Source organism: Enterobacter sp. GD03975, from assembly GCF_029838645.1.
GTDB lineage: Bacteria > Pseudomonadota > Gammaproteobacteria > Enterobacterales > Enterobacteriaceae > Enterobacter > Enterobacter quasihormaechei.
Genome location: NZ_JAOBZC010000002.1, coordinates 317350 through 342011, shown reverse-complemented (window position 1 = coordinate 342011; position 24662 = coordinate 317350). Strand labels below are relative to the sequence as shown.

Here is a 24662-nt window from a genome sequence, read left to right as displayed (position 1 = left end):
CCCTCTCCCTCAAAGGAGAGGGCCAGGGTGAGGGCAACCGGCCTTCACCTTTCCTTCAAAATCTCGCCGCACAATCTCCAGCGCCTTCAGCACCGTCTCCGCCGGGATCTCATGATTCTCCAGCAGCATAATTAAATCGACGGCCAGCTTGACCTCGTCGGGGGCATTTTCCAGTGACATCAGTGTGGCTCCTGTTAACGGGTCAGGCGTTCAATGACGCGCTCAATGTCGTCCAGCGCCTGACGGCAGCGGACGATACGGCCTTCCAGCGCGCTGATTTCACGCATTAAGAGCTGCTGCTCTTCCAGCGTTTCGCTGTTGTTCAGGCGGGCTTCGCGCTCGCGCTTCATCTCAAACAGACGCCGCTCAAACTCCTGGGTCTCCAGCCGCTTGCGCTGCCATTTTCCCAGCCCAGGCGAGGCGCTGTCCCACGCCCGTAGCGGCCAGGCGGCGAGTTCGCGGTGCAGGGCGGTGATCTGCTCGGTAAGATGCGCTGCAAGCCACGCCACCTGTTCCTGCTGTTCATGCTCAACCGCGTGGCGAAGCTCATCGAGGTTGGTCTGCATCTCAGCAAGGTAATCCTGAATGAGAGTGCTGCGGGTGCGGAAAAGCTGCCGGTCAAAGCGCGGTTTCAGCGTGGCGTGTCCCATCAGCGGCGTGGCCTGCACCCGCAGAGCGATCAGCTGATTTTGCAGCTTCTCAAGAAGCAGTGCTGTTTTCAATGCGCTCTCCAGTGGTAAAGTAGCCGTTCAGTTTGATAACGATTCGCATTATGCAGCGTACTATTTTAATCATCATTGGCTGGCTCGCGGTAGTGCTGGGTACGCTAGGTGTGGTTTTGCCCTTGCTGCCGACCACGCCGTTCATCCTGTTGGCCGCCTGGTGCTTCGCCCGCTCGTCGCCGCGTTTTCACCACTGGCTCCTGTACCGCTCGTGGTTTGGCGGCTACCTGCGCTACTGGCAAAAACACCGGGCCATGCCGCCTGGGGCCAAGCCGCGCGCCATTGCCTTTATCCTGATCACCTTCGCCGTTTCGTTATGGCTGGTGAAAATGATGTGGGTGCGTATTCTGCTGCTGGCGATCCTGGCCTGCCTGCTGATCTTCATGTGGCGGATCCCCGTGGTTGATGAAAAGCAACAAAAGCACTGAAGCCTCATCATGGCGGTTGCAATTATGGCGCGCAGCCAGTAAATTCGACCGTTTTCGAGCACAGGTGCGCCTGGTCAAAGGTTAAACAACTGTTACTTTGACCGACTCGTCGCGCGCCGTGAGTAACACTGTTTCATTTAGGCACAAACCGATGACCGCAACTGCACAGCAGCTTGAATATCTGAAAAATAGCATCAAAAGTATCCAGGACTATCCAAAGCCTGGCATTCTTTTCCGTGATGTCACCAGCTTGCTGGAAGACCCGAAAGCGTACGCGCTCAGCATTGAACTGCTGGTCGAGCGTTATAAAAACGCCGGGATCACCAAAGTAGTAGGTACCGAAGCCCGCGGCTTCCTGTTTGGCGCACCGGTTGCGCTGGCGATGGGCGTGGGTTTTGTGCCGGTGCGTAAGCCGCGCAAACTGCCGCGTGAAACCATCGCCGAGAGCTATGAGCTGGAATACGGCACCGATCAGCTGGAAATTCACGTTGATGCCATCAAGCCTGGCGACAAAGTGCTGGTGGTGGACGATCTGCTGGCTACCGGCGGCACCATTGAAGCGACCGTCAAGCTGATCCGTCGTCTGGGTGGTGAAGTGACCGACGCGGCATTCATCATCAACCTGTTCGATCTCGGCGGCGAGCAGCGCCTGGAAAAACAGGGTATTACCAGCTACAGCCTGGTGCCTTTCCCGGGTCATTAATCCCGTATCTCACAACCTCGCTCAATGGGTGAGGTTGTGATAGCATTCCCCTCCATTAATTCACCTTCCAGCGTTGCAGAGCCTGCCCATGAGTTATCAGGTGTTAGCCCGTAAATGGCGACCACAAACCTTTGCTGACGTTGTCGGTCAGGAACATGTGCTGACGGCCCTGGCGAACGGCTTGTCGCTAGGTCGCATCCATCACGCCTATCTTTTTTCCGGCACCCGCGGCGTCGGGAAAACCTCTATTGCCCGTCTGCTGGCAAAAGGTCTGAACTGCGAAACCGGGATCACCGCCACCCCGTGCGGCGTATGTGACAACTGCCGCGAGATCGAGCAGGGGCGGTTTGTCGATCTGATCGAGATCGACGCCGCCTCGCGCACCAAGGTGGAAGACACCCGCGATCTGCTCGACAACGTGCAGTACGCCCCGGCGCGCGGCCGCTTCAAGGTCTACCTGATCGATGAAGTGCACATGCTGTCGCGCCACAGCTTCAACGCCCTGCTGAAAACGCTGGAAGAGCCGCCTGCGCATGTTAAATTCCTGCTGGCGACCACCGATCCGCAAAAGCTGCCGGTCACGATCCTGTCGCGCTGCCTGCAATTCCATCTGAAGGCGCTGGACGTTGAGCAGATCCGCGCTCAGCTTGAGCATATTCTCGATGAAGAGAACATTGTTCATGAACCGCGCGCGCTGCAACTGCTGGCCCGTGCGGCGGACGGCAGCCTGCGCGATGCGCTAAGCCTGACCGATCAGGCGATTGCCAGCGGTGACGGTAAGCTCTCCACCGACGCGGTCAGCACCATGCTCGGCACGCTGGATGACGATCAGGCGCTGTCGCTTATCGAAGCGATGATCGCCGCCAACGGTGAGCGGGTGATGACGCTCGTCAACGATGCCGCCGCCCGTGGCATTGAATGGGAAGCGCTGCTGGTCGAGATGCTCAGCCTGCTGCACCGCGTGGCGATGCTGCAACTGTCCCCGTCGGCCATTGGCGCGGACATGGCAACCATTGAGCAGCGGATGCGTGAACTTGCGCGCACCGTGCCGCCGGCTGACGTGCAGCTTTATTATCAAACCCTGCTGATTGGCCGCAAAGAGCTGCCGTTTGCGCCGGATCGCCGGATGGGCGTTGAGATGACGCTGCTGCGCGCGCTGGCTTTCCATCCGCGTATGCCCTTGCCGGAGCCGGAAACGCCCCGACAGTCCTTTGCGCCGGTTGCGCCGACCGCGGTAATGTCACCGCAGCAGGTGCCACCGCAGCCGGCATCGCCGCCGCCGCAAAACGTGCCGCTGTCGGATGCCACCAGTTCGGTGCTTGCCGCACGAAGCCAGTTGCAGCGTGCGCAGGGAGCAACCAAACCAAAAAAGAGTGAACCGGCAGCGCCAGGAAGAGCGCGGCCGGTGAACAACGCCGCGCTTGAACGACTGGCTTCGGTAACGGAGCGCGTACAGTCGCGCCCGGCACCGTCCGCGCTCGAGCAGAAAGCCCCGGCTAAAGAAGAGGCTTACCGCTGGAAGGCGACCACCGTTGTTGAGACGGTCAAGGAAGTGGTCGCCACGCCGAAAGCGCTGAAAAAGGCGCTGGAGCATGAAAAAACGCCGGAGCTTTCCGCCAGGCTTGCCGAAGAGTCTATCGAGCGCGACGCCTGGGCCGCTGAGGTCAGCAAACTGCAACTGCCGAAGCTGGTGGAGCAGGTCGCGCTGAACGCCTGGAAAGAGCAGGAAGGCAATCAGGTGCGTCTGCACCTGCGTCCCGGCCAGCGGCACCTCAACTCCCCCGGCGCGCAAAAGGCGCTGGCCGAGGCGCTCGCCGCTTTACAGGGCATGCCGGTTGAATTGACTATCATTGAAGATGATAATCCGGCGGTGAAAACGCCGCTCGAGTGGCGACAGGCGATTTATGAAGAGAAGCTCGCGCAGGCGCGCGAGTCGATTATCGCGGATAACAACATCCAGACCCTGCGCCGGTTCTTCGACGCCGATCTGGATGAAGAGAGTATTCGCCCCCTTTGATCGTGAGTCTGACTTACGGTTGTAATCCTTAACGTGAAAGAAGAGAGAAGCCTATGTTTGGTGGAAAAGGCGGTCTGGGTGGCCTGATGAAGCAGGCTCAGCAGATGCAGGAAAAAATGCAGAAGATGCAGGAAGAGATCGCTCAGCTGGAAGTCACGGGTGAATCCGGTGCCGGTCTGGTCAAGGTGACCATCAACGGTGCGCATAACTGCCGTCGCGTTGAAATCGACCCGAGCCTGCTCGAAGACGACAAAGAGATGCTGGAAGATCTGGTTGCAGCCGCGTTTAACGATGCCGCTCGCCGTATCGACGAAACCCAGAAAGAGAAAATGGCCTCTGTTTCCAGCGGTATGCAGCTGCCGCCGGGCTTTAAGATGCCGTTCTGATGCAAACCAGTCCGCTGCTCACGCAGTTAATGGAAGCACTGCGCTGCCTGCCGGGCGTTGGCCCGAAGTCGGCGCAGCGTATGGCGTTTACGCTATTGCAGCGCGACCGCAGCGGCGGGATGCGCCTGGCGCAGGCTTTGACCCGCGCCATGTCAGAAATTGGTCACTGTGCGGATTGCCGGACCTTTACCGAGCAGGACGTCTGTAACATCTGCACGAACCCGCGTCGTCAGGAAAACGGCCAGATTTGCGTGGTGGAGAGTCCGGCGGACATCTACGCCATCGAACAAACCGGGCAGTTTTCCGGCCGCTATTTCGTGCTGATGGGACACCTCTCCCCGCTGGACGGCATTGGCCCGGACGATATCGGTCTCGATCGCCTTGAACAGCGTCTTGAGTCCGAGACGATCAAAGAGGTGATCCTCGCCACCAACCCCACGGTGGAAGGGGAGGCAACCGCCAACTATATCGCCGAGCTGTGCGCGCAGTACGGCGTTGACGCCAGCCGCATCGCCCACGGCGTGCCGGTCGGCGGCGAGCTGGAGATGGTCGACGGCACCACGCTGTCGCACTCTCTGGCCGGACGTCACAAGATTATTTTCTGACCAAACGGAGGCTGCGTGCGCGGCCTCCGCTTGAAAATTTCCCCCCTTATCCCCATCTCTCACTCAACGTTTTACAACCCCATTAAATGGCATTGTTGAGGTCGACTTAGATGAAAGGACAAGAAACCCGTGGTTTCCAGTCAGAAGTGAAACAGCTTCTGCACCTGATGATCCATTCCCTGTATTCCAACAAAGAAATTTTCCTGCGTGAGCTGATTTCCAACGCCTCCGATGCGGCGGACAAGCTGCGCTTCCGCGCGCTGTCCAACCCGGATCTGTATGAAGGCGACGGCGAGCTGCGCGTGCGTGTCTCTTTCAATAAAGAGAACCGCACCCTGACGATTGCCGATAACGGCATCGGGATGAACCGCGACGAGGTGATCGACCATCTCGGCACCATCGCTAAATCCGGCACCAAAGCGTTCCTGGAGTCCATGGGCTCTGACCAGGCGAAAGACAGCCAGCTGATAGGTCAGTTCGGCGTGGGCTTCTACTCGGCGTTCATCGTGGCGGACAAAGTCACCGTGCGCACCCGCGCGGCGGGCGACAGCGCCGAGAACGGCGTGCTGTGGGAATCCAAAGGGGAAGGCGAATACACCGTTGATGACATCACCAAAGCAGATCGCGGCACTGAAATCACCCTCCACCTGCGCGAAGGGGAAGATGATTTCCTGAACGACTGGCGCGTACGCTCCATCATCAGCAAATATTCCGACCACATCGCGCTGCCGGTAGAGATTGAAAAACAGGAAGAGAAAGACGGTGAAACCGTGGTTTCCTGGGAGAAAATCAACAAGGCGCAGGCGCTGTGGACGCGTAACAAGGCTGAAATCAAAGACGACGAGTACAACGAGTTTTATAAGCACATCGCCCACGACTTTACCGACCCGCTGACCTGGAGCCACAACCGCGTGGAAGGGAAGCAGGAGTACACCAGCCTGCTGTACATTCCGGCGCAGGCACCGTGGGACATGTGGAACCGCGATCACAAGCACGGCCTGAAGCTGTACGTGCAGCGCGTCTTCATTATGGACGACGCCGAGCAGTTCATGCCGAACTATCTGCGCTTTGTTCGTGGCCTGATAGACTCCAACGATCTGCCGCTGAACGTCTCTCGTGAAATCCTCCAGGACAGCACCGTCACCCGTAATCTGCGTAACGCCCTGACCAAACGTGCGTTGCAGATGCTGGAAAAACTGGCGAAAGACGACGCGGAAAAATACCAGACCTTCTGGAAACAGTTCGGCCTGGTGCTGAAAGAAGGTCCGGCGGAAGACACCGCGAACGTGGAAGCTATCGCTAAGCTGCTGCGCTTCGCCTCTACGCACACCGACTCTTCCGCACAGACCGTGTCGCTGGAAGAGTACGTCTCCCGCATGAAGGAAGGGCAGGAGAAGATCTACTACATCACCGCTGACAGCTATGCGGCAGCGAAGAGCAGCCCGCACCTGGAGCTGCTGCGTAAGAAAGGCATCGAAGTGCTACTGCTGTCTGACCGCATCGACGAGTGGATGATGAACTACCTGACCGAGTTCGACGGTAAGGCGTTCCAGTCCGTTGCCAAAGCCGACGAGTCCATCGACAAGCTGGCGGATGAAGTGGACGAAAGCGCGAAAGAAGCCGAGAAGGCGCTGGAGCCGTTCGTTGAGCGCGTGAAAACCCTGCTGGGCGACCGCGTGAAAGAGGTGCGCCTCACGCACCGTCTGACCGATACTCCGGCGATTGTCACCACCGATGCGGACGAAATGAGCACCCAGATGGCGAAACTGTTCGCTGCGGCGGGCCAGGCCGTGCCGGAAGTGAAATATATCTTTGAGCTTAATCCGGATCACCCGCTGGTGAAACGCGCGGCGGATACTCAGGACGAAGCCCGCTTCGCCGAGTGGGTTGAGCTGCTGCTGGATCAGTCCCTGCTGGCCGAGCGCGGCACCCTGGAAGATCCTAACCTGTTCATTAAACGTGTGAATGCGCTGCTGCTGGCGTAACTGACCACGTCTCCCCTGGTCTTCTCCCTCTCCCCGTGGGAGAGGGCCGGGGTGAGGGCACCAGACCGCACTCTCCCAAATTATCTCCCCTCATTAACCGTTTCAGCCTCCCCGCCTTCCTTGAGCGATACCCGTTCTGGTGGTATTGTTTAGCGCTTTTGAAAAATTGAATCGACATTTGAGGGGATTTTCGCAATGCGTATTATTCTGCTTGGCGCTCCGGGCGCGGGTAAGGGAACTCAGGCTCAGTTCATCATGGAGAAATACGGTATTCCGCAAATCTCTACCGGTGACATGCTGCGTGCCGCTGTTAAATCTGGCTCCGAGCTGGGCAAACAAGCTAAAGACATCATGGATGCAGGCAAGCTGGTGACCGACGAGCTGGTTATCGCGCTGGTCAAAGAGCGCATTGCTCAGGAAGACTGCCGCAACGGTTTCCTGCTGGACGGCTTCCCGCGCACCATTCCTCAGGCTGACGCCATGAAAGAAGCGGGCATCAACGTGGACTACGTGCTGGAGTTCGACGTGCCGGACGAGCTGATCGTTGACCGTATCGTTGGCCGTCGCGTGCACGCTGCTTCTGGCCGCGTTTACCACATCAAATTCAACCCGCCTAAGGTTGAAGGTAAAGACGACGTGACCGGCGAAGAGCTGACCACCCGTAAAGACGATCAGGAAGAGACCGTGCGTAAGCGCCTGGTGGAATACCATCAGATGACCGCGCCGCTGATCGGCTACTACACCAAAGAAGCGCAGGCGGGTAACACCAAATACGCAAAAGTTGACGGCACCAAAGCCGTGGCTGACGTACGTGCAGAGCTGGAAAAAATCCTCGGCTAACCGCACCTCTCTCACCCGGAATCCCGGGTGAGAAAAATTCTCATCTTACCTATTACAGCAATGGGTTTCGTTTAAACGCATTTCCGCTACAATTGACAACCTATCAAATGGTTAAGAGGCGTGAATGAGTCAGGCGAAAACCGGCATCCTGCTTGCCAATCTGGGCACCCCAGAAGCACCTACTCCAGCGGCGGTAAAACGCTACCTGCGACAATTTTTAAGCGACACGCGCGTCGTGGATACCCCAAGACTGCTGTGGTGGCCACTGCTGCGTGGCGTTATTCTGCCGATTCGTTCTCCGCGTGTGGCAAAGCTCTATCAGTCCGTGTGGATGGAAGAGGGCTCGCCGCTGATGGTTTACAGCCGTCGTCAGGAAAAAGCGCTGGCCGCCCGTCTGCCGGACATGCCCGTTGCGCTCGGCATGAGCTACGGTAAGCCTTCGCTGGCCAGCGCCGTCGATTCTCTGCTGGCGCAGGGCGTTGAGCACATCGTGGTGCTCGCCCTTTACCCGCAGTATTCGTGCTCCACGGTGGCTGCCGTCTGGGACGAGCTGGCGCGCATTCTGGCGACCCGCCGCCGTATTCCCGGTATTACCTTTATCCGCGACTACGCCGATAACGAGCTGTATATTCAGGCGCTCGCCAGCAGCGTGCGCGCGTCGTTTGAAAAACATGGCGAGCCGGATCTGCTGCTGCTTTCCTATCACGGTATTCCGCAGCGTTTCGCCAACGAAGGGGATGATTACCCCCAGCGCTGCCGCGATACGACCCGCGAGCTGGTCTCTGCGCTCGGCCTGCCGCCGGAGAAGGTGATGATGACCTTCCAGTCGCGCTTTGGCCGCGAGCCGTGGCTCACGCCGTATACCGATGAAACGCTTAAAATGCTGGGCGAGAAGGGCGTGAAGCATATTCAGGTGATGTCGCCGGGCTTCTCGGCGGACTGTCTGGAAACGCTGGAAGAGATTGCCGTCCAGAACAAAGAGTTCTTCATGGAGGCGGGCGGAACGAAATACGAATACATTCCGGCGCTTAACGACTCCCCTGAACACATCGACATGATGGTGTCGCTGGTCACCACTCGCCGCTGATCGCGTTACGGGCCGGGTTTGTGCTACCATTCCCGGCCCGTATTCTTTGCACAGTTCAGACCATGAAATTTCCCGGTAAACGTAAGTCCAAACACTATTTCCCCGTCGATGCCCGCGATCCGCTGCTACAGCAAATCCAGCCGGAAAGCGAAACCAGCGCAGCCTGGGTGGTGGGTATCGATCAGACGCTGGTGGACATTGAAGCCAAAGTGGATGACGCGTTTGTCGCACGTTACGGTCTGAGCGCCGGGCACTCGCTAGTGATTGAGGATGACGTTGCTGAAGCGCTGTATCAGGAGCTGAAGCGCGACAATCTCATCACCCACCAGTTTGCCGGCGGCACCATCGGTAACACCATGCACAACTACTCCGTGCTGGCAGATGACCGCTCGGTCCTGCTTGGCGTGATGTGCAGCAATATCGAAATCGGTGGCTATGCCTACCGCTACCTGTGCAATACCTCCAGCCGCACCGATCTGAACTATTTGCAGGGCGTTGACGGGCCGATTGGCCGCTGTTTTACGCTGATTAGCGATTCCGGCGAACGGACCTTCGCCATCAGCCCTGGCCATATGAACAAGCTGCGCGCCGAAAGTATCCCGGAAGAGGTGATCGCGGGCGCGTCTGCGCTGGTGCTGACCTCCTACCTGGTGCGCTGCAAGCCGGGCGAGCCGATGCCTGAAGCGACCATGAAGGCGATTGAGTACGCGAAGAAATACAACGTGCCGGTGGTCCTGACGCTGGGCACCAAATTCGTGATTGCCGACAACCCGGCGTGGTGGCAGGCCTTCCTGAAGGAGCACGTCTCCATTCTGGCGATGAACGAAGAAGAGGCCGAAGCGCTGACCGGCGAAAGCGATCCGCTGCTGGCGTCCGATAAAGCGCTGGACTGGGTGGATCTGGTGCTCTGCACCGCCGGTCCGGTTGGGCTGTATATGGCGGGGTTCACGGAAGAAGAGAGCAAGCGCAAAACCCAGCACCCGCTGCTGCCGGGGGCGATTGCCGAATTTAACCAGTACGAATTTAGCCGCGCCATGCGTCATAAAGACTGCGTAAACCCGCTGCGCATCTTCTCCCACATCGCACCGTATATGGGCGGTCCCGAGAAGATCATGAACACCAACGGCGCGGGCGACGGCGCGCTGGCCGCGCTGCTGCACGACATCACCGCTAACGCCTACCATAAAACCAACGTGCCGAACTCCAGCAAACACAGGTTCACCTGGCTGACCTACTCCTCGCTGGCGCAGGTGTGCAAGTACGCGAACCGCGTGAGCTATCAGGTGCTGAACCAGCATTCGCCGCGCTTAACGCGAGGGCTGCCGGAACGGGAAGACAGCCTCGAAGAGGCGTACTGGGATCGTTGATTGTTAAAAGAAAACCCCGGTGGCGCTACGCTTACCGGGGCTGCTTGTAGGCCTGCTAAGCGTAGCGCCAGCAGGCTTTTTTTACCCCGTCACCGCCTCTTCAACCGGCGGCTTCGTCAGCAGCGTCAGCATGGTGTTTGCAATCTCACGCTCGCCCATCACCACCTGATTCGCGCCGCGCTCGGTGATGTAGTCCACCTCGTCGTCATAGTGCGCTCGGGCGATGATCTCAATACCCGGGCACTTCTCGCGCGCGGACGCCACGATCTCACCGGCCTCGTACCCGTTCGGGATCGTCAGCAGCAGCCAGCGGGCGCAGTCCAGATGCGCAAGCTCCATAATCTCTTCGTTAGCCGCGTTGCCCAGCACCGCACGAATGCCGCGCTCGCGAAGCTCATCCACGCGCGTGCGTGACGTCTCAATCACCACCAGCGGAATGCCCTGCGCCATCAGCTTCTCGCCGAGCAGACTGCCGACGCGGCCAAAGCCGACCAGCAGCGCGTGGTTGCAGATATCCACCGGGATCTGCTTCTCATCTTCCGTTGCCTCTTCCAGCGTCTGCTCTTCGAGGGTTTCGGTCTTCTCGAGGTATTTTTCCAGCAGGGCAAACAAAACCGGATTCAGCATGATGGAGAGGATCGCCCCCGCCAGCACCAGATTTTGCCCCGCCTGCGGCAGCAGGTTCAGGGCCATGCCCAGACCAGCCAGAATAAAGGCAAACTCACCAATCTGCGCCAGGCTGGCGGCGATGGTCAGCGCCGTGCGCGGCGAGTGGCCGAACATCCGCACCAGGAAGAAGGCCGCCAGCGACTTACCGAAGATGATGATTGCCAGCGTGCCCAGCACGGCCAGCGGCTGATGAATCAGGACCATCGGGTCGAACAGCATCCCGACGGAGACAAAGAACAGCACCGCGAACGCATCGCGCAGTGGCAGGGTATCGTGCGCGGCACGGTGGCTCAGTTCGGACTCGTTCAGCACCATCCCGGCGAAGAACGCTCCCAGCGCAAAGGAGACGTCGAACAGCTCGACGGCGCCAAAGGCAATGCCCAGCGCCAGCGCAAGGACCGAAAGCGTAAACAGTTCACGCGAGCCGGTAGCGGCGCTGCGGGACATGATCCACGGCACCAGACGACGGCCCACCAGCATCATGATGGCGATAAACGCCACCACCTTACCGATGGTGATGCTCATATCCAGCGCCAGCGAGGCGAAGCCGATATTCTCTTTTTCCATCATCCCGGCGACGGCGGGCAGCAGCACCAGCGTCAACACCATCACCAGATCTTCTACAATCAGCCAGCCGATCGCGATTTGCCCGCGCTGGCTGTCTATCAGCTGTCTCTCTTCAAGCGCGCGCAGCAGCACCACGGTACTGGCGGTTGAAAGACACAGCCCAAATACGATGCCGGTCATGATTGACCAGCCCAGCACCGCAGAAAGCGCCATGCCCAGCAGCGTCGCCACCCCTATCTGGGCGATCGCTCCCGGTATGGCGATCGACTTTACCGCCATCAGATCCTTCAGCGAAAAATGCAGACCGACGCCAAACATCAGCAGGATAACGCCCAGTTCCGCCAGCTCCGGTGCAAGTTTAGTATCTGCGACAAAACCAGGCGTAAATGGTCCTGCCAGCACACCCGCTAACAAATAGCCTACCAGCGGCGAAATACGCAGTTTGTTGGCAATCATGCCGAGGATAAAAGCGAGCACAAGTCCACCAACAATGGTGGTGATAAGCGGTGTGGCGTGGTGCATTCCGTCTCCTTTCGCGATGGGTGATCCATTTTTGGTGCAAATACCAAAAAGCCGATTAATAGTTTATGACAATTTTTACCCTTATGTTTATGAATAATTGTTGAAACAGGAATAAAAAGGCAATAAGCGTGAAAAAGGGCAGGTTTTACTAAGTTTGCGGGGAGGAGTCAGAGGAAAGCCTTATGGCATCAGGTTATCCGGCTGCCAAAGTTTAACTTTGGCAGCCGTGAAATTACGCTTTATGGCGGTTGTCAGGCAGGAATATGGTCAACATCCCCAGAAGTGGCAGGAAAGCGCAGATTTTATAAACCAGGAAGATGCTGGTGTGGTCTGCAACCATCCCTAACACGGCTGCGCCAAGGCCGCCCATGCCAAAGGCAAAACCGAAAAAGAGGCCGGAAACCATACCGATACGTCCCGGCAGCAGCTCCTGCGCATAGACCAGGATGGCTGAGAATGCCGATGCGAGAATAAAACCAATAATCACCGTCAAAATCCCGGTCCATTCCAGACTTGCGTACGGTAAAAGAAGGGTAAACGGCGCGACGCCGAGGATAGAGCCCCAAATCACATATTTACGCCCGATTTTATCGCCAACAGGCCCGCCAATCACCGTGCCTGCCGCCACCGCAAACAGGAAGGCGAAGAGGTGAAACTGGGCGTTTTGTACCGATAATCCGAATTTTTGCATCAGATAGAAGGTGTAATAGCTGCTGATGCTCGCCATATAGAAATATTTCGAGAAAATCAGCACCAGCAGCACGCTGACGGTCAGGATCACCTTGTTGCGGGGAAGGGGGTTAATAACCTTCGCCACAGGCTTACCCTTATTCACGCGATGCTGCGCGGCATACCAGCGGCTGATTTGCGCCAGCACGACAATCGCCAGCAGTGCGGCCAGCACAAACCACGCCACGTTGCCTTTACCATAGGGCGCAATGATTACCGCCGCCAGCAGAGGACCGAGGGAGCTACCAAAGTTGCCCCCCACCTGGAACAGAGACTGCGCCAGCCCGTGACGTCCGCCGGAGGCCATACGCGCCACGCGGGACGACTCCGGATGGAATACCGATGATCCGGTACCCACCAGCGCCGCGGCAACCAAAACCGCCTCAAAGCTGCCCGCCATCGCCAGCAGCACCAGCCCGCTCAGGGTGAAGCACATGCCAATGGGCAGCGACCATGGCATCGGGTATTTGTCCGTCCAGTAGCCCACCACCGGCTGTAGCAGTGAAGAGGCCAGCTGGAAGGTCAGGGTAATCATCCCGATCTGCACGAAGGTTAATGAGAACTCGGACTGCAACAGCGGATAGATCGCCAGAATCAGCGACTGGATCATGTCGTTGAGCAGGTGAGAAAGACTGATTGCGCCTAATACTTTAAAGGAAGTGCGCGATTTCGGCGGCGACGCCGGAGCGCCCTGAACAGGCTGGGTTGATTCACTGATTGCCATAAATACCACGTCAATTTGTTATTAGAGATGCAGGGAGTAATTATTATCCGACTAACATACTCGTCCGTGACATTTGAAGAAAGTCGCAATTCTGAAAACTTATTTGTCTATTCTTGTGAGTCACTGTAATTTTTGCGTTTGTCTATGGGTCAGGGAGAGAGAAGATGAAGTTAATAAAGCGTGGCGTCGCGCTGGCGCTCATCGCCGCATGGGGGCTGACAAGCCTGCCCGCGCAGGCGTATGAGAAAGATAAAACCTATAAAATTACCATTCTCCACACGAACGATCATCACGGCCATTTCTGGCGCAGCGAATACGGTGAATATGGCCTGGCGGCGCAAAAAACGCTGGTGGACGGCATTCGCAAAGAGGTCGCGGCCCAGGGCGGCAGCGTGCTGCTGCTATCGGGCGGGGATATTAATACCGGCGTACCGGAGTCGGATTTACAGGATGCCGAGCCTGATTTTCGCGGCATGAATTTAATCGGCTACGACGCGATGGCGGTCGGAAACCACGAGTTTGATAATCCGCTGAGCGTGCTGCGCCAGCAGGAGAAGTGGTCCAAATTCCCGTTCCTTTCCGCCAATATTTATCAGAAAAGCACCGGCGAGCGCCTGTTTAAACCGTGGGCGCTGTTTAAGCGTCAGGATCTGAAGATTGCGGTCATTGGCTTAACCACTGACGATACGGCCAAAATTGGCAACCCTGAATATTTCACCGACATTGAATTCCGTAAACCGGCGGACGAAGCGAAGCTGGTGATCCAGGAGTTGCAGCAGAATGAAAAGCCGGATGTGATTATCGCGACCACCCACATGGGGCATTACGATAACGGCGAGCACGGCTCCAACGCGCCGGGCGACGTAGAGATGGCGCGCAGCCTGCCAGCGGGCTCGCTGGCGATGATTGTGGGCGGCCATTCGCAGGATCCGGTCTGCATGGCGTCGGAGAACAAAAAGCAGGTGGACTACGTGCCGGGCACGCCCTGCGCGCCGGACCGTCAAAACGGGATCTGGATCGTGCAGGCCCACGAGTGGGGGAAATACGTTGGCCGCGCGGATTTTGAATTCCGTAACGGCGAGATGAAGCTGGTGCACTATCAACTCATTCCGGTCAACCTGAAGAAGAAAGTCACCTACCCGGACGGCAAAAGCGAACGCGTACTCTACACGCCAGAGATCGCTGAAAACCAGCAGATGCTCTCCCTACTGACGCCGTTCCAGAGCAAAGGGAAAGCGCAGCTGGACGTGAAGATTGGCACGCTTAACGGTCGTCTGGAAGGGGACCGCAGCAAAGTCCGCTTCGTGCAGACCAACATGGGGCGTCTGGTGCTGGCCGCGCAGATGGCGCGCACGAATGCGGATTTTGGCGTGATGAGCGGTGGCGGTATTCGTGATTCCATCGAAGGCGGAAATATCACCTATAAAGACGTGCTGAAGGTACAGCCGTTTGGCAACGTGGTGGTGTATGCGGACATGAGCGGGAAAGAGGTGATTGACTACCTGACGGCTGTCGCGCAGATGAAGCCGGACTCAGGGGCATATCCGCAGTTTGCTAACGTCAGCTTCGTGGCGAAGGACGGCAAGCTCAACGATCTCAAGATCAAAGGCGAGCCTGTTGATCCGGCGAAAACCTACCGCCTGGCAACGTTAAGCTTCAATGCCACCGGCGGCGACGGCTATCCGCACATTGATAACAAACCGGGCTATGTGAATACCGGCTTTATTGATGCGGAGGTGCTGAAGCAGTTTATCCAGCAGAATTCACCGATTGACGTGAATGCGTACGAGCCGAAGGGCGAGGTGAGCTGGCAGTAGTGGTTTTGTTGCCGGGTGGCGGCTACGCCTTACCCGGCTTTTTATTCAATCCGGCGCGCAATATCCGCAAACGTCGCGTCCAGTATTTTCGCCAGATCGCCCGCGGCCAGTTCGATATCCAGTCCGCGCTTGCCGCCAGAAATGTAGATCGTCTCAAATTCCTGCGAAGGCGCATCGATCAGCGTCGGCAGACGCTTTTTCTGGCCGAGCGGGCTGATCCCGCCGACAAGATATCCTGTCGTGCGTTGCGCAACCATCGGGTCGGCCATATCGACCTTTTTCGCCCCCAGCGCTTTGGCCACTTTTTTCAAATCAAGCTGACCGGCGACGGGCGTCACCGCCACGGCGAGGTGCTTCATATCGCCATTCACCGCGACCAGCAGCGTTTTGTAGACCTGGTCCGCGTTCAGCCCCAGCTTGCGCACCACTTCATCACCAAAGTTGGTTTCGTTCGGATCGTGATCGTAGGTGTGGATCCGGAAAGAAATTTTGTTTTTTTCGAGTAATTTAACGGCGGGAGTCATGGCTATCCTTCTTACGACAGACGATTCATACCAGCAGCATACGCCTGACGTTTGTCTAAAAAATAGCACCATCTTGCGCAATAGTATTGGCAGTGATGGTCACTTTGAGCGACAATCGGCTCAACCGAAGGTCACTTCGGTATAATAAAAACGATGAAATTCCTCTTTGACGGGCCAATAGCGATATTGGCCATTTTTTTACTTCAGCAGCGACGGCAAATTCCCTTCGCCGTACAAATGCAACGCGCCAACCGCGACGACATAACGACCAGCAGGCAGGGCATACAGCGTCTCCCGCCACGCCTGGTTACGCGCGTTCATCAGCACATCATACAACGATCCACTGAACGTCGACGGTAACGCCAGCTTGCCGTCTGCCGGCGGCGCGTCCAGCCACCAGCCAATCATGGTTTGCAGAAGCCGCGCATTGGTGTGCCAGTGGGTCAGGGTATCTTCCAGCAGCATACGTCCGTCGTCCGGAAGCTGACGCAGGAGCGCTATCTGGCTGTCCGTCCCTTCCAGTTCGATGACGGGCATAGTGCGCGCCCGTGCCATATTCAGCAGCTGATAATCAATGCCGTAATCGCCGCGCAGGCCCAGGCGCTGCGCCTGCGTGGCCTGTAACACCATCGCGATTTGCCACAGCGGCAGGGTATCAATCATGGATAGCGATACGCCCGTCTCGTTGGCAATGCGCGTCAGCTCCGCGAGCTGGGCATCGTCCAGCCGTTCCGCCAGCGGGAGGTCGCTTTCCAGCCCGGCAAACGGCGACTCGTGGCCGGAGATGTCGGCCTCTACGATCAGCGCGTCGGCGCGCTTCAGCAGTTTAATCAGGCCGGCGGGCAGGGGTGACATATCCTGTGTGCCCATATGGATGCTTCCCACCAGGTGCAGATGCCGTCCGCCCGGAAGCGAAATATCCATGCCGGGCCAGGCATAACGGCGGGGAAAGAGGGCGCGAAACGATGCTTTTATACGGCTAAACAGACTCATACGCGCTCCATGATCGGAAAGGGTCATGCTAGCGCGTACGAGAACAAGGTTCAATCCTTCGGTTTAAACCGCAGCAGGCGGTTGGCGTTGCTCACCACGGTAATGGACGAGAGCGCCATCGCCGCACCCGCGACCACCGGGTTCAGCAGAGTGCCGGTCAGCGGCCACAAAATCCCGGCGGCAACCGGAATGCCGAGTGAGTTGTAGATGAATGCCCCCAGCAGGTTCTGCTTCATGTTGCGCAACGTAGCTTTCGAAATCGCCAGCGCGTCCGCCACGCCCATCAGGCTGTGCCGCATCAGGGTGATCGCCGCAGTCTCAATGGCAACATCGCTCCCGCCGCCCATCGCAATGCCTACGTCAGCCTGCGCCAGCGCCGGGGCGTCGTTGATACCGTCGCCCACCATCGCCACCTGGCGACCCTGACTTTGCAGGTTCTTGATGGCGTCCGCTTTGCCGTCCGGCAGCACGCCGGCAATCACCTCATCAATCCCGGCTTCTCTGGCGATGGCGTTAGCGGTCGTCGGATTATCACCGGTTAACATCACCAGGCGGTAGCCCGCGCGGTGCAGGCGCTGTAGGGCATCCACGCTGTCCTGGCGTAACGGATCGCGCACGGCCAGCAGCGCCGCCGCCTGTCCATCCATTGCCAGCAGAACCGGTGTCGCCCCCTGAGAAGCCTGCGCGTTAAGCTCAGCTTCCAGCGCGGACGTATCAACGCCGTTTTCATTCAGCAGTGCCTGGTTACCCAGCAGCAGCGTATGCCCTTCGGCTTCCCCGCTGACCCCTAAACCGCGCAGGGTGCGGAAGTTGCTTACCTGTGGCAGGCGGGCATCGCCGGCTTTCTCAAGGATGGCGCGCGCCAGCGGGTGGCTGGAACCTTGTTCCAGCGCCGCGGCAAGGCGCACGGCATCCGCTTCCGTACAGCCCGCGGTTTTGACGGCCACCACCTGGGGTTTGCCCTCGGTGAGCGTACCGGTTTTATCAAAGACAAGGGTGTCCAGCGTGCTTGCCCGCTGTAGCGCGTCGGCGTCACGGACCAGCACGCCAAACTCGGCGGCGCGACCGACGCCGGAGATAATCGACATCGGCGTGGCCAGGCCAAGCGCACAAGGGCAGGCGATGATCAGCACCGTGGTGGCAATCACCAGGGTATAGACAATCTGCGGCGCCGGGCCGAAGAAATACCAGATCGCCGCGCTGAACAGGGCAATGCCGACCACCACGGGGACAAAAATAGCGGAAATTTTATCGGCAAGCTGGCCGATTTCCGGCTTGCTGCTCTGGGCCTGGCGGACCATGCGGATGATGCGCGACAGGGTGGTATGGCTGCCAACGGCGCTGGCGCGGAACAGCACGCTTCCGTCCTGCACCACCGTACCCGCATGCACCGCATCGCCCGGGGATTTCTGCTGGGGGATCGGCTCACCGGTCAGCATGGCTTCATCAAGCCAGGCGTCGCCCTGAGTGATTTCACCGTCGACGGGCACGCGGTCACCGGTGGTCAGGCGCAGCGTCATACCCGGCTGCACCTCCGAAAGCGGAACGCTTTTCTCCCCGTCGTCCGTCACCACGCGGGCCGTCGGCGGGGTTAAATCGAGTAATCTTTCCAGCGCTTTCGACGAGCGCTGGCGAGCGCGGGCTTCGAGCATGTGGCCTAAGTTAATCAGACCAATAATCATCGCGCTTGCTTCATAGTAGAGGTGGCGAGCTTCCATCGGGAACCACTGCGGCCAGACGTTAACGCTCATTGAATAGAGCCACGCGGCCCCCGTCCCGAGCGCGACCAGCGTGTCCATCGTCGCCGTGCGGTTTTTCAGGCTCTTCCAGGCGCTGGTGTAAAAATGCCCGCCTGCAAACACCATGACCGCAAGGGTAATGACACCAATCACCAGCCATAGGGTGCGGTTATCAGCGGTGACCATCATGTTGTCACCCATCATGCCCCACACCATCACCGGAATACCAACCAGCAGGGCGACGATCGCCTGCCAGCGGAAGCGCTTCATGGTGGCGATAGCCGTTTCCTGCTGGCGCTCGCGGCGCTCGGCATCATCTTCGATGGCCTCCGCCCCGTAGCCCGCTTTCTCAACGGCCTGTACTAAATCTGCGGCGGAGGCGCTGCCCATCACCAGCGCAGTACGCTCCGCCAGGTTTACCCGTGCCTGCGCTACGCCCGGGACCGCCTGCAAGGCATTCTGTACCCGTGAAACGCAGCTGGCGCAGCTCATGCCGTTGATCAGCAGCTGTTGGCTATCATCAATGTCATCCGCTACCGGAAGCTCAGGAGTGGCCGCTGTCAGTGCTTCCGACGGGGATGATGACTCTGCCAGCGGTTTAGCCTTTGGGTGGCTTAACTCCGCCCCGTAACCGGCCTGTTTGATAGTATCAATCAGCGCGTCGGCGCTGGCGCTGCCGGTCACGGCGGCATGATCGATAGTCACCTCAGCGCTTTCCACGTCAGGGCGCTGCTCCAGACTTTCTTTAACGCGTTTGACGCAGTGGCCGCAGGAGAGGCCGTCAAGCGTCAGGTCAATAGTGTGAGACATAACAAAACTCCCGTATAATGTTCTGGTCAATTGTTGACCTTCACTCTGCTTTTCGCTAACTGTTATGAAGGTTAAACCTTCCATCAAGGGGAAGGTCAAGGGGGAAATGTGAATATCAGCGATGTTGCGAAAAAAACCGGCTTAACCAGCAAAGCGATTCGCTTTTATGAAGAGAAAGGGCTGGTGACGCCACCGTTGCGCAGTGAGAACGGCTACCGCAGCTATACGCAACTGCATCTTGATGAGCTGACGTTACTGCGCCAGGCCAGACAGGTTGGATTCAACCTGGAAGAGTGCGGGGAGCTGGTAAACCTGTTTAACGATCCGAAGCGCCACAGTGCCGACGTGAAAAAACGTACGCTGGAAAAAGTGGCGGAGATCGAACGCCATATTATCGAATTACAGGCAATGCGTGAGCAGCTTTTAAAGCTGGCGGAATCCTGCCCGGGAGATGACAGCGCCGACTGCCCGATTATCGACAATCTTTCCGGCTGCTGCCACCGCAAAACCCACGCCTAACAGGCTTTAACCCGCAGGGTAATACCTTCCACCGCAATGACCTCAACCCGCGTTCCTGCGCTGAGGTCATCATCGGCCACGACCGGCCACGAACTGTCCCCCACGCGCATATGGCCGCGTCCGTTGATCAGTGCGTTATCAAGCGTGAAACGTTTACCCACGATCTGCTGCCCACGCTGGTTGAGATGCGCGTCGACTGGCTTCTGCTCCTGAACGCGTTTGTTCAGCCAGCGCCACCACAGCCAGGCGGCCACCAGCGTCAGTACGGCAAACAGCGCGCCCTGCCACTCCCAGCCGACAGGCAGCAGCCAGACGACCAGCCCGGTAATCACCGCGGCAATGCCGCTCCACAGCAGATAACCGTTGCCGCCCAGCATCTCGGCGGCCAGCAGCAGGCCGCCGAGGCTTAGCCAGAACGCATGTGGATGTGCAACGATGAGTTCAATCATTTTTTACGCTCGTTTCCGCCGTCTTTGATCAGTTCGGCAATCCCGGCGATAGATCCCATCAGGCTGCTGGCATCCAGCGGCATCATCACCACTTTGCTGTTGTTCGCAGAGCCGATCTCCTTCAGCGCATCGGTATATTTTTGCGCGACGAAGTAGTTCACGGCCTGGATATCCCCGGCGGCAATCGCCTCGGATACCATTTGCGTCGCGCGGGCTTCCGCCTCTGCTGAACGTTCACGCGCTTCCGCCTGGAGGAAGGCAGACTGACGGTCGCCCTCGGCTTTCAGGATCTGCGACTGTTTTTCCCCTTCCGCTTTCAGGATCTCGGCCTGGCGCACCCCTTCGGCTTCAAGGATATAGGCACGCTTGGTACGCTCGGCCTTCATCTGCGCGTTCATGGAAGCGATCAGCTCTGCCGGTGGGCGCACGTCGCGGATCTCAATGCGGGTCACCTTGATCCCCCACGGATTGGTAGCTTCATCCACAATGTGCAGCAGGCGGGTATTGATGCTGTCACGCTGGGAGAGCATTTCATCCAGCTCCATCGAGCCCAGCACGGTACGGATGTTGGTCATCGTCAGGTTGACGATCGCCAGCTCCAGATTGCTCACCTCATAGGCCGCTTTCGGCGCGTCTATCACCTGGATAAAGCACACCGCATCAATGGTGACGTTGGCGTTATCCTTCGAGATGACTTCCTGGGAAGGGATATCCAGGACCTGCTCCATCATATTGATCTTGCGCCCAATTCTGTCCATGAAGGGGACGATCAGGCTTAAACCAGGCTGAAGGGTATTGGTGTAGCGACCGAAGCGTTCGACGGTCCACTGGTAACCCTGCGGGACAATTTTGATGCCTGCGCCCACAATAACCAGCGCAACGAAAATAAGGACAGGGACAACGATGAGCATAAAAACCTCCTGTTTTGCATGCCGTAGCGGGAAAAATTGCGTAATTGTTGAACGTTAGTATATCGGTTAACGGGCGGGATTTCGCCCCTGTAAAGAGGTGGGAACCGGACTGGTAAAATTAAAATGCCCCGCCAGGAGAGCAGGGCGCAGACGCTTAGTCTTCTGACCAGGTGTAGCTGAAGTCGGTGATAAACCCATCCCCGGCGTCAGCGATGGCTTTCGATAAGCCCTGATAGTATTTTTCCAGGCCAATAGCCTCTATCTGCTGGATCTGTTCGCGGATCGGGGCGCAGAACAGCACTGCATTGCCCGCTCCGACACGTTTGTTGTTCGGCGGCAGATCGCCGGTGATCGCTTTAAACCAGGTTCTGATCCCTTGCTTTAGGCTGTGCGGCGCTTTGGCAAGATTCTCCTGGCCGGTCAGCACCTGTAGCGTTGGGAATGCATTAGCGTTGACGGCGGTTTTCATGCGCGCAAAGAAGGCGGTAAAAAGCTCAAAAGAGCCGAGATCCGTGACGCGAGGCTTGGTGGTTTTTCCGTTCTTATTGCCCATTTTTCCCACAGGCGCGGCGGGCGCCGGAACCACATTGACCTTATGCAGATCCAGACCAAACAGCAGATTGCAGTGCGCCCGGCGTTCTTTTAGCGGGTAGGACATCAGCACGTCAATAAACGCCGTCGCCTTCACATCGGCCAGGTCATGGTTGATCAGCCATTGCGAGCGGGCAAATTCCGCAGGCGAAACGAACCAGTCCGGCACCTCGGTAAAGCGCCTGGATTTACCCTTGCTGTCAAATTCGAGAAAGTAAGCCCCGTCATCGAAAGCAAAATAGCAGTTCTTAAAGCTGCCAATCGTGGTGTTAACGATGAGTGCCTTCTTAACAAAATCGACAACCTCTGCACCCATAACAAAACGCGTGAGTTCCGACGAATTGATGACTTCCATTAATGTTTCGACATCAGGCACGCCTGGCTTCAGGGAGGAAAACTCATAAAAAATATGTGTCATGCGGCTTACTACCTGTAGTGATAGAGGTGACAATGAGCAAACAAAAAGTTTAACACTAGCCATAGCTTAAGGCTATTCGCACTGTGAACCTGAAAGGATTATGCTACAGGCTGTTCTCATAAAAGCGTTAAATGGAATCGGAATGAATAATAAAAAAAATCTTCTGGATATCAGGGATGTTGGCTTTCGCGTGGGTGACAACACGATCCTTCAGCACGTCAATTTTTGCCTTTCACCGGGCGAATTTAAGCTGATAACCGGCCCCTCCGGCTGCGGCAAAAGCACGCTTCTGAAAATCGTGGCCTCGTTACTGAGCCCAACGGAGGGAACGATCCTGTTTGAAGGGAAGGATATCGCCACGCTTACACCGGAACGCTACCGCCAGCAGGTGTCCTACTGCGTGCAGACGCCGTCCCTGTTTGGCGATACGGTGTACGACAATCTGGTGTTCCCCTGGCAAATCCGCAACCAAACGCCTGAACCTGAAACGTTTGCCGACGATTTGGCCCGGTTTGGGCTTTCGCCGGAGACGCTGACCAAATCGATTGCCGACCTGTCAGGCGGGGAAAAGCAGCGCGTATCGCTGATCCGTAATCTGCAATTCCTGCCGAAGGTGCTGCTGCTGGACGAGATCACCAGCGCGCTGGATGACGCCAACAAGCGCAACGTGAATGAGATTATTCATCGCTACGCCCGTGAACAGGATATTGCCGTGCTGTGGGTGACGCACGATTCAAACGAAATTAGCCATGCGGATGATGTCATCACGCTCAGGCCGCAGGGCGGGAAAATGCAGGAGGCTAACCGTGGGTGAACATAATATAACGAACGAATCGCTGGCGCTGTCGATGGTACTGGTGCTGGTGGCGATTGTGGTCAGCTACCGGGAAAAGCTGGGGCTGGAGAAAGATATTCTGTGGAGTATCGCCCGCGCGGTCATCCAGCTCATCATCGTCGGCTACGTGCTGAAATACATCTTCAACGTCAACCATGCGGTACTGACGCTGCTGATGGTGCTGTTTATCTGCTTCAACGCGGCGTGGAATGCGCAAAAGCGCAGTAAATACATCGATAAAGCGTTCATCTCGTCGTTTATCGCCATTACCACCGGGACCGCGTTAACGCTGGCGGTGCTGGTGCTCTCCGGCTCGATAGAGTTTACGCCGATGCAGGTGATCCCCATTTCCGGGATGATTGCGGGTAACGCGATGGTGGCGGTAGGGTTGTGCTACAACAATCTGGGGCAACGCTTCAGCAGCGAGCAGCAGCAGCTTCAGGAAAAGCTAAGCCTGGGGGCAACGCCGAAGGTGGCCTCGGCGCGGTTGATTCGCGACAGCATTCGTTCTTCGCTGATCCCCACGGTGGATTCAGCAAAAACCGTGGGGCTGGTCAGTCTGCCGGGCATGATGTCGGGGCTGATTTTTGCCGGTATCGATCCGGTTAAAGCGATTAAGTACCAGATAATGGTGACGTTTATGCTGCTCTCCACCGCGAGCCTGTCGACGATTATTGCCTGCTACCTGACCTATCGGAAGTTCTACAACGCACGCCACCAGCTGGTGGTGACGCCGTTGAAAAACGTGCGCTGATTGTGCCGGGCGGCACTGCGTTTGCCCGGCCTACGATTCGTGCTTTTGTAGGCCCGGTAAGGCGAAGCCGCCACCGGGCAAAATGCATCAATATAACAACGCGTACAGCTGACGACGATATTTTGACGCCAGGGCGTCACCGGTACCGAGCGCGGCCAGGATCTCCTGGAACATCTTCCGCGCCTGACCGTCTGCGGCGCCCAGGTCTTTCTGAAGATGGCTAAAAAGCAGTTCCAGCGCCTCTTCGTTACGCCCGACCTGATGCAGCTGGAGCGCGAGCTGGCTTGCCAGCGCCGCATCCGCCGGGTTGTCTGCAACCTGCTGCTGAAGCTGCTGAATTTCAGGGGTATCCGCCGCCTGTTTCAGCAGGTCAATCTGCGCCACCAGGCCCTGATAACGGGTGTCCTGATCCTGCATCGGAACGGTTTTCAGAACGGCTTCCGCGTCTTCGGGGCGGTGCAGCGCAATCTGGGTCTCTGCCAGCAGCAGACCAATCTGGCTGTTTTGATTCGACAGCTGCCACGCGTCTTTTAACAGCGGCAGCGCCTCGTCGTATTTGCCTTCCTGCATCAGCGCCATCGCTTCCTGCGCCTTCAGCTCTTCTTCACGCGGCAGGACTTTATCCAGCAGGGCGCGGATCGCCTCTTCCGGCTGCGGTCCCTGGAAGCCATCGACGGGCTGACCGTTCTGGAACAGGTAGACGGTCGGGATCGCACGCAGGCCAAACTGGGATGCCACCATCGGTTCGGCGTCACAATCCAGTTTCGCCAGAATGAACTGGCCGTTGTATTGCGCAGCAAGGCTTTCCAGGACCGGCGTCAGTTGCAGACAGTGTTGGCTGCGTTCAGACCAGAAGTAGAACAGCACCGGTTTAGCCATTGACTGTTCGAGCGTCTGTTGCAGGTTAGCTTCAGTTATGTTGACGATATTCTGTACGGACATGCGGCATTC

At 57.7% G+C, this 24662-nt stretch carries 24 protein-coding genes and 1 other annotated feature; of the genes, 13 read left to right on the top strand and 11 right to left on the bottom strand.

The genetic code is table 11. The annotated features are described in order from the left end of the window. Positions 1-9: 9 nt before the first annotated feature. Positions 10-180 carry a pleiotropic regulatory protein RsmS gene (gene rsmS / locus N5C09_RS05270; RefSeq protein ID WP_279748602.1) on the bottom strand — a complete coding sequence of 57 codons (171 nt, stop codon included), beginning with the start codon at positions 178-180 and terminating at the stop codon, positions 10-12. Positions 181-194: 14 nt separating this feature from the next. Next, the gene (gene priC / locus N5C09_RS05265; protein ID WP_063451661.1) at positions 195-722 is read right to left on the bottom strand and encodes a primosomal replication protein N''; all 528 of its coding nucleotides are present in this window, start codon (positions 720-722) and stop codon (positions 195-197) included. A 50-nt stretch (positions 723-772) separates the two neighbouring features. Between priC and N5C09_RS05260 the strand changes: the two genes are divergently transcribed. From N5C09_RS05260 to N5C09_RS05220, 9 genes are all read left to right on the top strand, one after another. Next, the gene (locus N5C09_RS05260) at positions 773-1150 is read left to right on the top strand and encodes a DUF454 family protein (RefSeq protein ID WP_063451660.1); all 378 of its coding nucleotides are present in this window, start codon (positions 773-775) and stop codon (positions 1148-1150) included. Positions 1151-1301: 151 nt separating this feature from the next. Further along, positions 1302-1853, top strand: coding sequence for an adenine phosphoribosyltransferase (gene apt, locus N5C09_RS05255; RefSeq protein ID WP_000127359.1), 552 nt, complete (start codon positions 1302-1304; stop codon positions 1851-1853). Between the two features lie 88 nt (positions 1854-1941). Next, positions 1942-3870, top strand: coding sequence for a DNA polymerase III subunit gamma/tau (gene dnaX / locus N5C09_RS05250; RefSeq protein WP_203465745.1), 1929 nt, complete (start codon positions 1942-1944; stop codon positions 3868-3870). Then, positions 3200-3264, top strand: a sequence feature (DnaX frameshifting element). (Overlaps the previous gene by 65 nt.) A gap of 53 nt (positions 3871-3923) precedes the next feature. Then, positions 3924-4256, top strand: coding sequence for a YbaB/EbfC family nucleoid-associated protein (locus N5C09_RS05245; protein WP_003858972.1), 333 nt, complete (start codon positions 3924-3926; stop codon positions 4254-4256). Next, positions 4256-4861, top strand: a complete 606-nt coding sequence (recR, locus tag N5C09_RS05240) for a recombination mediator RecR (protein WP_006809843.1) — start codon at positions 4256-4258, stop codon at positions 4859-4861. The genes N5C09_RS05245 and recR overlap by 1 nt, the downstream gene beginning before the upstream one ends. 110 nt (positions 4862-4971) lie before the next feature. After that, positions 4972-6846: a molecular chaperone HtpG gene (gene htpG, locus N5C09_RS05235; RefSeq protein ID WP_112791912.1), complete on the top strand. Its 1875-nt coding sequence runs from the start codon at positions 4972-4974 to the stop codon at positions 6844-6846. A gap of 195 nt (positions 6847-7041) precedes the next feature. Next, positions 7042-7686, top strand: coding sequence for an adenylate kinase (adk, locus tag N5C09_RS05230; RefSeq protein ID WP_006809841.1), 645 nt, complete (start codon positions 7042-7044; stop codon positions 7684-7686). 124 nt (positions 7687-7810) lie between these two features. Then, complete coding sequence (gene hemH / locus N5C09_RS05225) at positions 7811-8773, top strand: ferrochelatase (RefSeq protein ID WP_063451657.1); 963 nt, start codon at positions 7811-7813, stop codon at positions 8771-8773. 62 nt (positions 8774-8835) lie between these two features. Continuing rightward, positions 8836-10140 carry an inosine/guanosine kinase gene (locus N5C09_RS05220; protein WP_131636096.1) on the top strand — a complete coding sequence of 435 codons (1305 nt, stop codon included), beginning with the start codon at positions 8836-8838 and terminating at the stop codon, positions 10138-10140. Between the two features lie 81 nt (positions 10141-10221). Here the strand turns inward: N5C09_RS05220 and ybaL are convergent, their stop codons facing one another. Next, positions 10222-11898, bottom strand: coding sequence for a YbaL family putative K(+) efflux transporter (ybaL, locus tag N5C09_RS05215; RefSeq protein ID WP_112791913.1), 1677 nt, complete (start codon positions 11896-11898; stop codon positions 10222-10224). A 232-nt stretch (positions 11899-12130) separates the two neighbouring features. Next, positions 12131-13351, bottom strand: a complete 1221-nt coding sequence (locus N5C09_RS05210; RefSeq protein WP_279748599.1) for an MFS transporter — start codon at positions 13349-13351, stop codon at positions 12131-12133. A gap of 164 nt (positions 13352-13515) precedes the next feature. Between N5C09_RS05210 and ushA the strand changes: the two genes are divergently transcribed. Continuing rightward, positions 13516-15168 (top strand): bifunctional UDP-sugar hydrolase/5'-nucleotidase UshA, encoded by a 1653-nt coding sequence (gene ushA / locus N5C09_RS05205; protein ID WP_107534824.1) that lies wholly within the window; start codon positions 13516-13518, stop codon positions 15166-15168. A gap of 41 nt (positions 15169-15209) precedes the next feature. On the opposite strand, the gene ybaK is transcribed toward ushA, so the two are convergent. From ybaK to copA, 3 genes are all read right to left on the bottom strand, one after another. Continuing rightward, entirely contained in the window at positions 15210-15692 is a 483-nt protein-coding gene (gene ybaK, locus N5C09_RS05200) for a Cys-tRNA(Pro)/Cys-tRNA(Cys) deacylase YbaK (protein WP_279748597.1), read from the bottom strand. 198 nt (positions 15693-15890) lie between these two features. Continuing rightward, a complete protein-coding gene (locus N5C09_RS05195) occupies positions 15891-16685 on the bottom strand; it encodes a TraB/GumN family protein (RefSeq protein ID WP_279748596.1) in 795 nt (264 codons plus the stop codon). Between the two features lie 50 nt (positions 16686-16735). Beyond that, entirely contained in the window at positions 16736-19234 is a 2499-nt protein-coding gene (gene copA / locus N5C09_RS05190; RefSeq protein WP_279748595.1) for a copper-exporting P-type ATPase CopA, read from the bottom strand. 108 nt (positions 19235-19342) lie between these two features. On the opposite strand from copA, the gene cueR reads away from it, so the two are divergent. Then, complete coding sequence (gene cueR, locus N5C09_RS05185; protein ID WP_279748594.1) at positions 19343-19753, top strand: Cu(I)-responsive transcriptional regulator; 411 nt, start codon at positions 19343-19345, stop codon at positions 19751-19753. On the opposite strand, the gene N5C09_RS05180 is transcribed toward cueR, so the two are convergent. From N5C09_RS05180 to N5C09_RS05170, 3 genes are all read right to left on the bottom strand, one after another. Further along, a complete protein-coding gene (locus N5C09_RS05180; RefSeq protein ID WP_063868998.1) occupies positions 19750-20202 on the bottom strand; it encodes an NfeD family protein in 453 nt (150 codons plus the stop codon). The genes cueR and N5C09_RS05180 overlap by 4 nt on opposite strands. Beyond that, on the bottom strand, positions 20199-21113 hold the full coding sequence (locus N5C09_RS05175) for an SPFH domain-containing protein (RefSeq protein ID WP_063451647.1): 915 nt from the start codon (positions 21111-21113) through the stop codon (positions 20199-20201). Before N5C09_RS05175 ends, N5C09_RS05180 begins: the two co-directional genes overlap by 4 nt. 154 nt (positions 21114-21267) lie before the next feature. Next, positions 21268-22122 (bottom strand): hypothetical protein, encoded by an 855-nt coding sequence (locus N5C09_RS05170; protein WP_063451646.1) that lies wholly within the window; start codon positions 22120-22122, stop codon positions 21268-21270. 142 nt (positions 22123-22264) lie between these two features. Here N5C09_RS05170 and fetA point away from each other — a divergent pair, with 142 nt between their 5' ends. Together fetA and fetB are read left to right on the top strand one after the other, a co-directional pair. After that, entirely contained in the window at positions 22265-22936 is a 672-nt protein-coding gene (gene fetA, locus N5C09_RS05165; protein ID WP_279748593.1) for an iron ABC transporter ATP-binding protein FetA, read from the top strand. Further along, a complete protein-coding gene (gene fetB, locus N5C09_RS05160) occupies positions 22929-23711 on the top strand; it encodes an iron export ABC transporter permease subunit FetB (RefSeq protein ID WP_063868991.1) in 783 nt (260 codons plus the stop codon). Before fetA ends, fetB begins: the two co-directional genes overlap by 8 nt. An 87-nt stretch (positions 23712-23798) precedes the next feature. On the opposite strand, the gene N5C09_RS05155 is transcribed toward fetB, so the two are convergent. Next, positions 23799-24653, bottom strand: a complete 855-nt coding sequence (locus tag N5C09_RS05155) for a co-chaperone YbbN (RefSeq protein WP_063451644.1) — start codon at positions 24651-24653, stop codon at positions 23799-23801. Between the last annotated feature and the right edge of the window lie 9 nt (positions 24654-24662).

Bases quoted from the DNA above. Each gene is read 5' to 3' on its own strand.
- rsmS (WP_279748602.1), bottom strand. From the start codon at position 180: ATGTCACTGGAAAATGCCCCCGACGAGGTCAAGCTGGCCGTCGATTTA.
- N5C09_RS05260 (WP_063451660.1), top strand. From the start codon at position 773: ATGCAGCGTACTATTTTAATCATCATTGGCTGGCTCGCGGTAGTGCTG.
- apt (WP_000127359.1), top strand. From the start codon at position 1,302: ATGACCGCAACTGCACAGCAGCTTGAATATCTGAAAAATAGCATCAAA.
- dnaX (WP_203465745.1), top strand. From the start codon at position 1,942: ATGAGTTATCAGGTGTTAGCCCGTAAATGGCGACCACAAACCTTTGCT.
- N5C09_RS05245 (WP_003858972.1), top strand. From the start codon at position 3,924: ATGTTTGGTGGAAAAGGCGGTCTGGGTGGCCTGATGAAGCAGGCTCAG.
- recR (WP_006809843.1), top strand. From the start codon at position 4,256: ATGCAAACCAGTCCGCTGCTCACGCAGTTAATGGAAGCACTGCGCTGC.
- htpG (WP_112791912.1), top strand. From the start codon at position 4,972: ATGAAAGGACAAGAAACCCGTGGTTTCCAGTCAGAAGTGAAACAGCTT.
- adk (WP_006809841.1), top strand. From the start codon at position 7,042: ATGCGTATTATTCTGCTTGGCGCTCCGGGCGCGGGTAAGGGAACTCAG.
- hemH (WP_063451657.1), top strand. From the start codon at position 7,811: ATGAGTCAGGCGAAAACCGGCATCCTGCTTGCCAATCTGGGCACCCCA.
- N5C09_RS05220 (WP_131636096.1), top strand. From the start codon at position 8,836: ATGAAATTTCCCGGTAAACGTAAGTCCAAACACTATTTCCCCGTCGAT.
- ybaL (WP_112791913.1), bottom strand. From the start codon at position 11,898: ATGCACCACGCCACACCGCTTATCACCACCATTGTTGGTGGACTTGTG.
- N5C09_RS05210 (WP_279748599.1), bottom strand. From the start codon at position 13,351: ATGGCAATCAGTGAATCAACCCAGCCTGTTCAGGGCGCTCCGGCGTCG.
- ushA (WP_107534824.1), top strand. From the start codon at position 13,516: ATGAAGTTAATAAAGCGTGGCGTCGCGCTGGCGCTCATCGCCGCATGG.
- ybaK (WP_279748597.1), bottom strand. From the start codon at position 15,692: ATGACTCCCGCCGTTAAATTACTCGAAAAAAACAAAATTTCTTTCCGG.
- N5C09_RS05195 (WP_279748596.1), bottom strand. From the start codon at position 16,685: ATGAGTCTGTTTAGCCGTATAAAAGCATCGTTTCGCGCCCTCTTTCCC.
- copA (WP_279748595.1), bottom strand. From the start codon at position 19,234: ATGTCTCACACTATTGACCTGACGCTTGACGGCCTCTCCTGCGGCCAC.
- N5C09_RS05180 (WP_063868998.1), bottom strand. From the start codon at position 20,202: ATGATTGAACTCATCGTTGCACATCCACATGCGTTCTGGCTAAGCCTC.
- N5C09_RS05175 (WP_063451647.1), bottom strand. From the start codon at position 21,113: ATGCTCATCGTTGTCCCTGTCCTTATTTTCGTTGCGCTGGTTATTGTG.
- N5C09_RS05170 (WP_063451646.1), bottom strand. From the start codon at position 22,122: ATGACACATATTTTTTATGAGTTTTCCTCCCTGAAGCCAGGCGTGCCT.
- fetA (WP_279748593.1), top strand. From the start codon at position 22,265: ATGAATAATAAAAAAAATCTTCTGGATATCAGGGATGTTGGCTTTCGC.
- N5C09_RS05155 (WP_063451644.1), bottom strand. From the start codon at position 24,653: ATGTCCGTACAGAATATCGTCAACATAACTGAAGCTAACCTGCAACAG.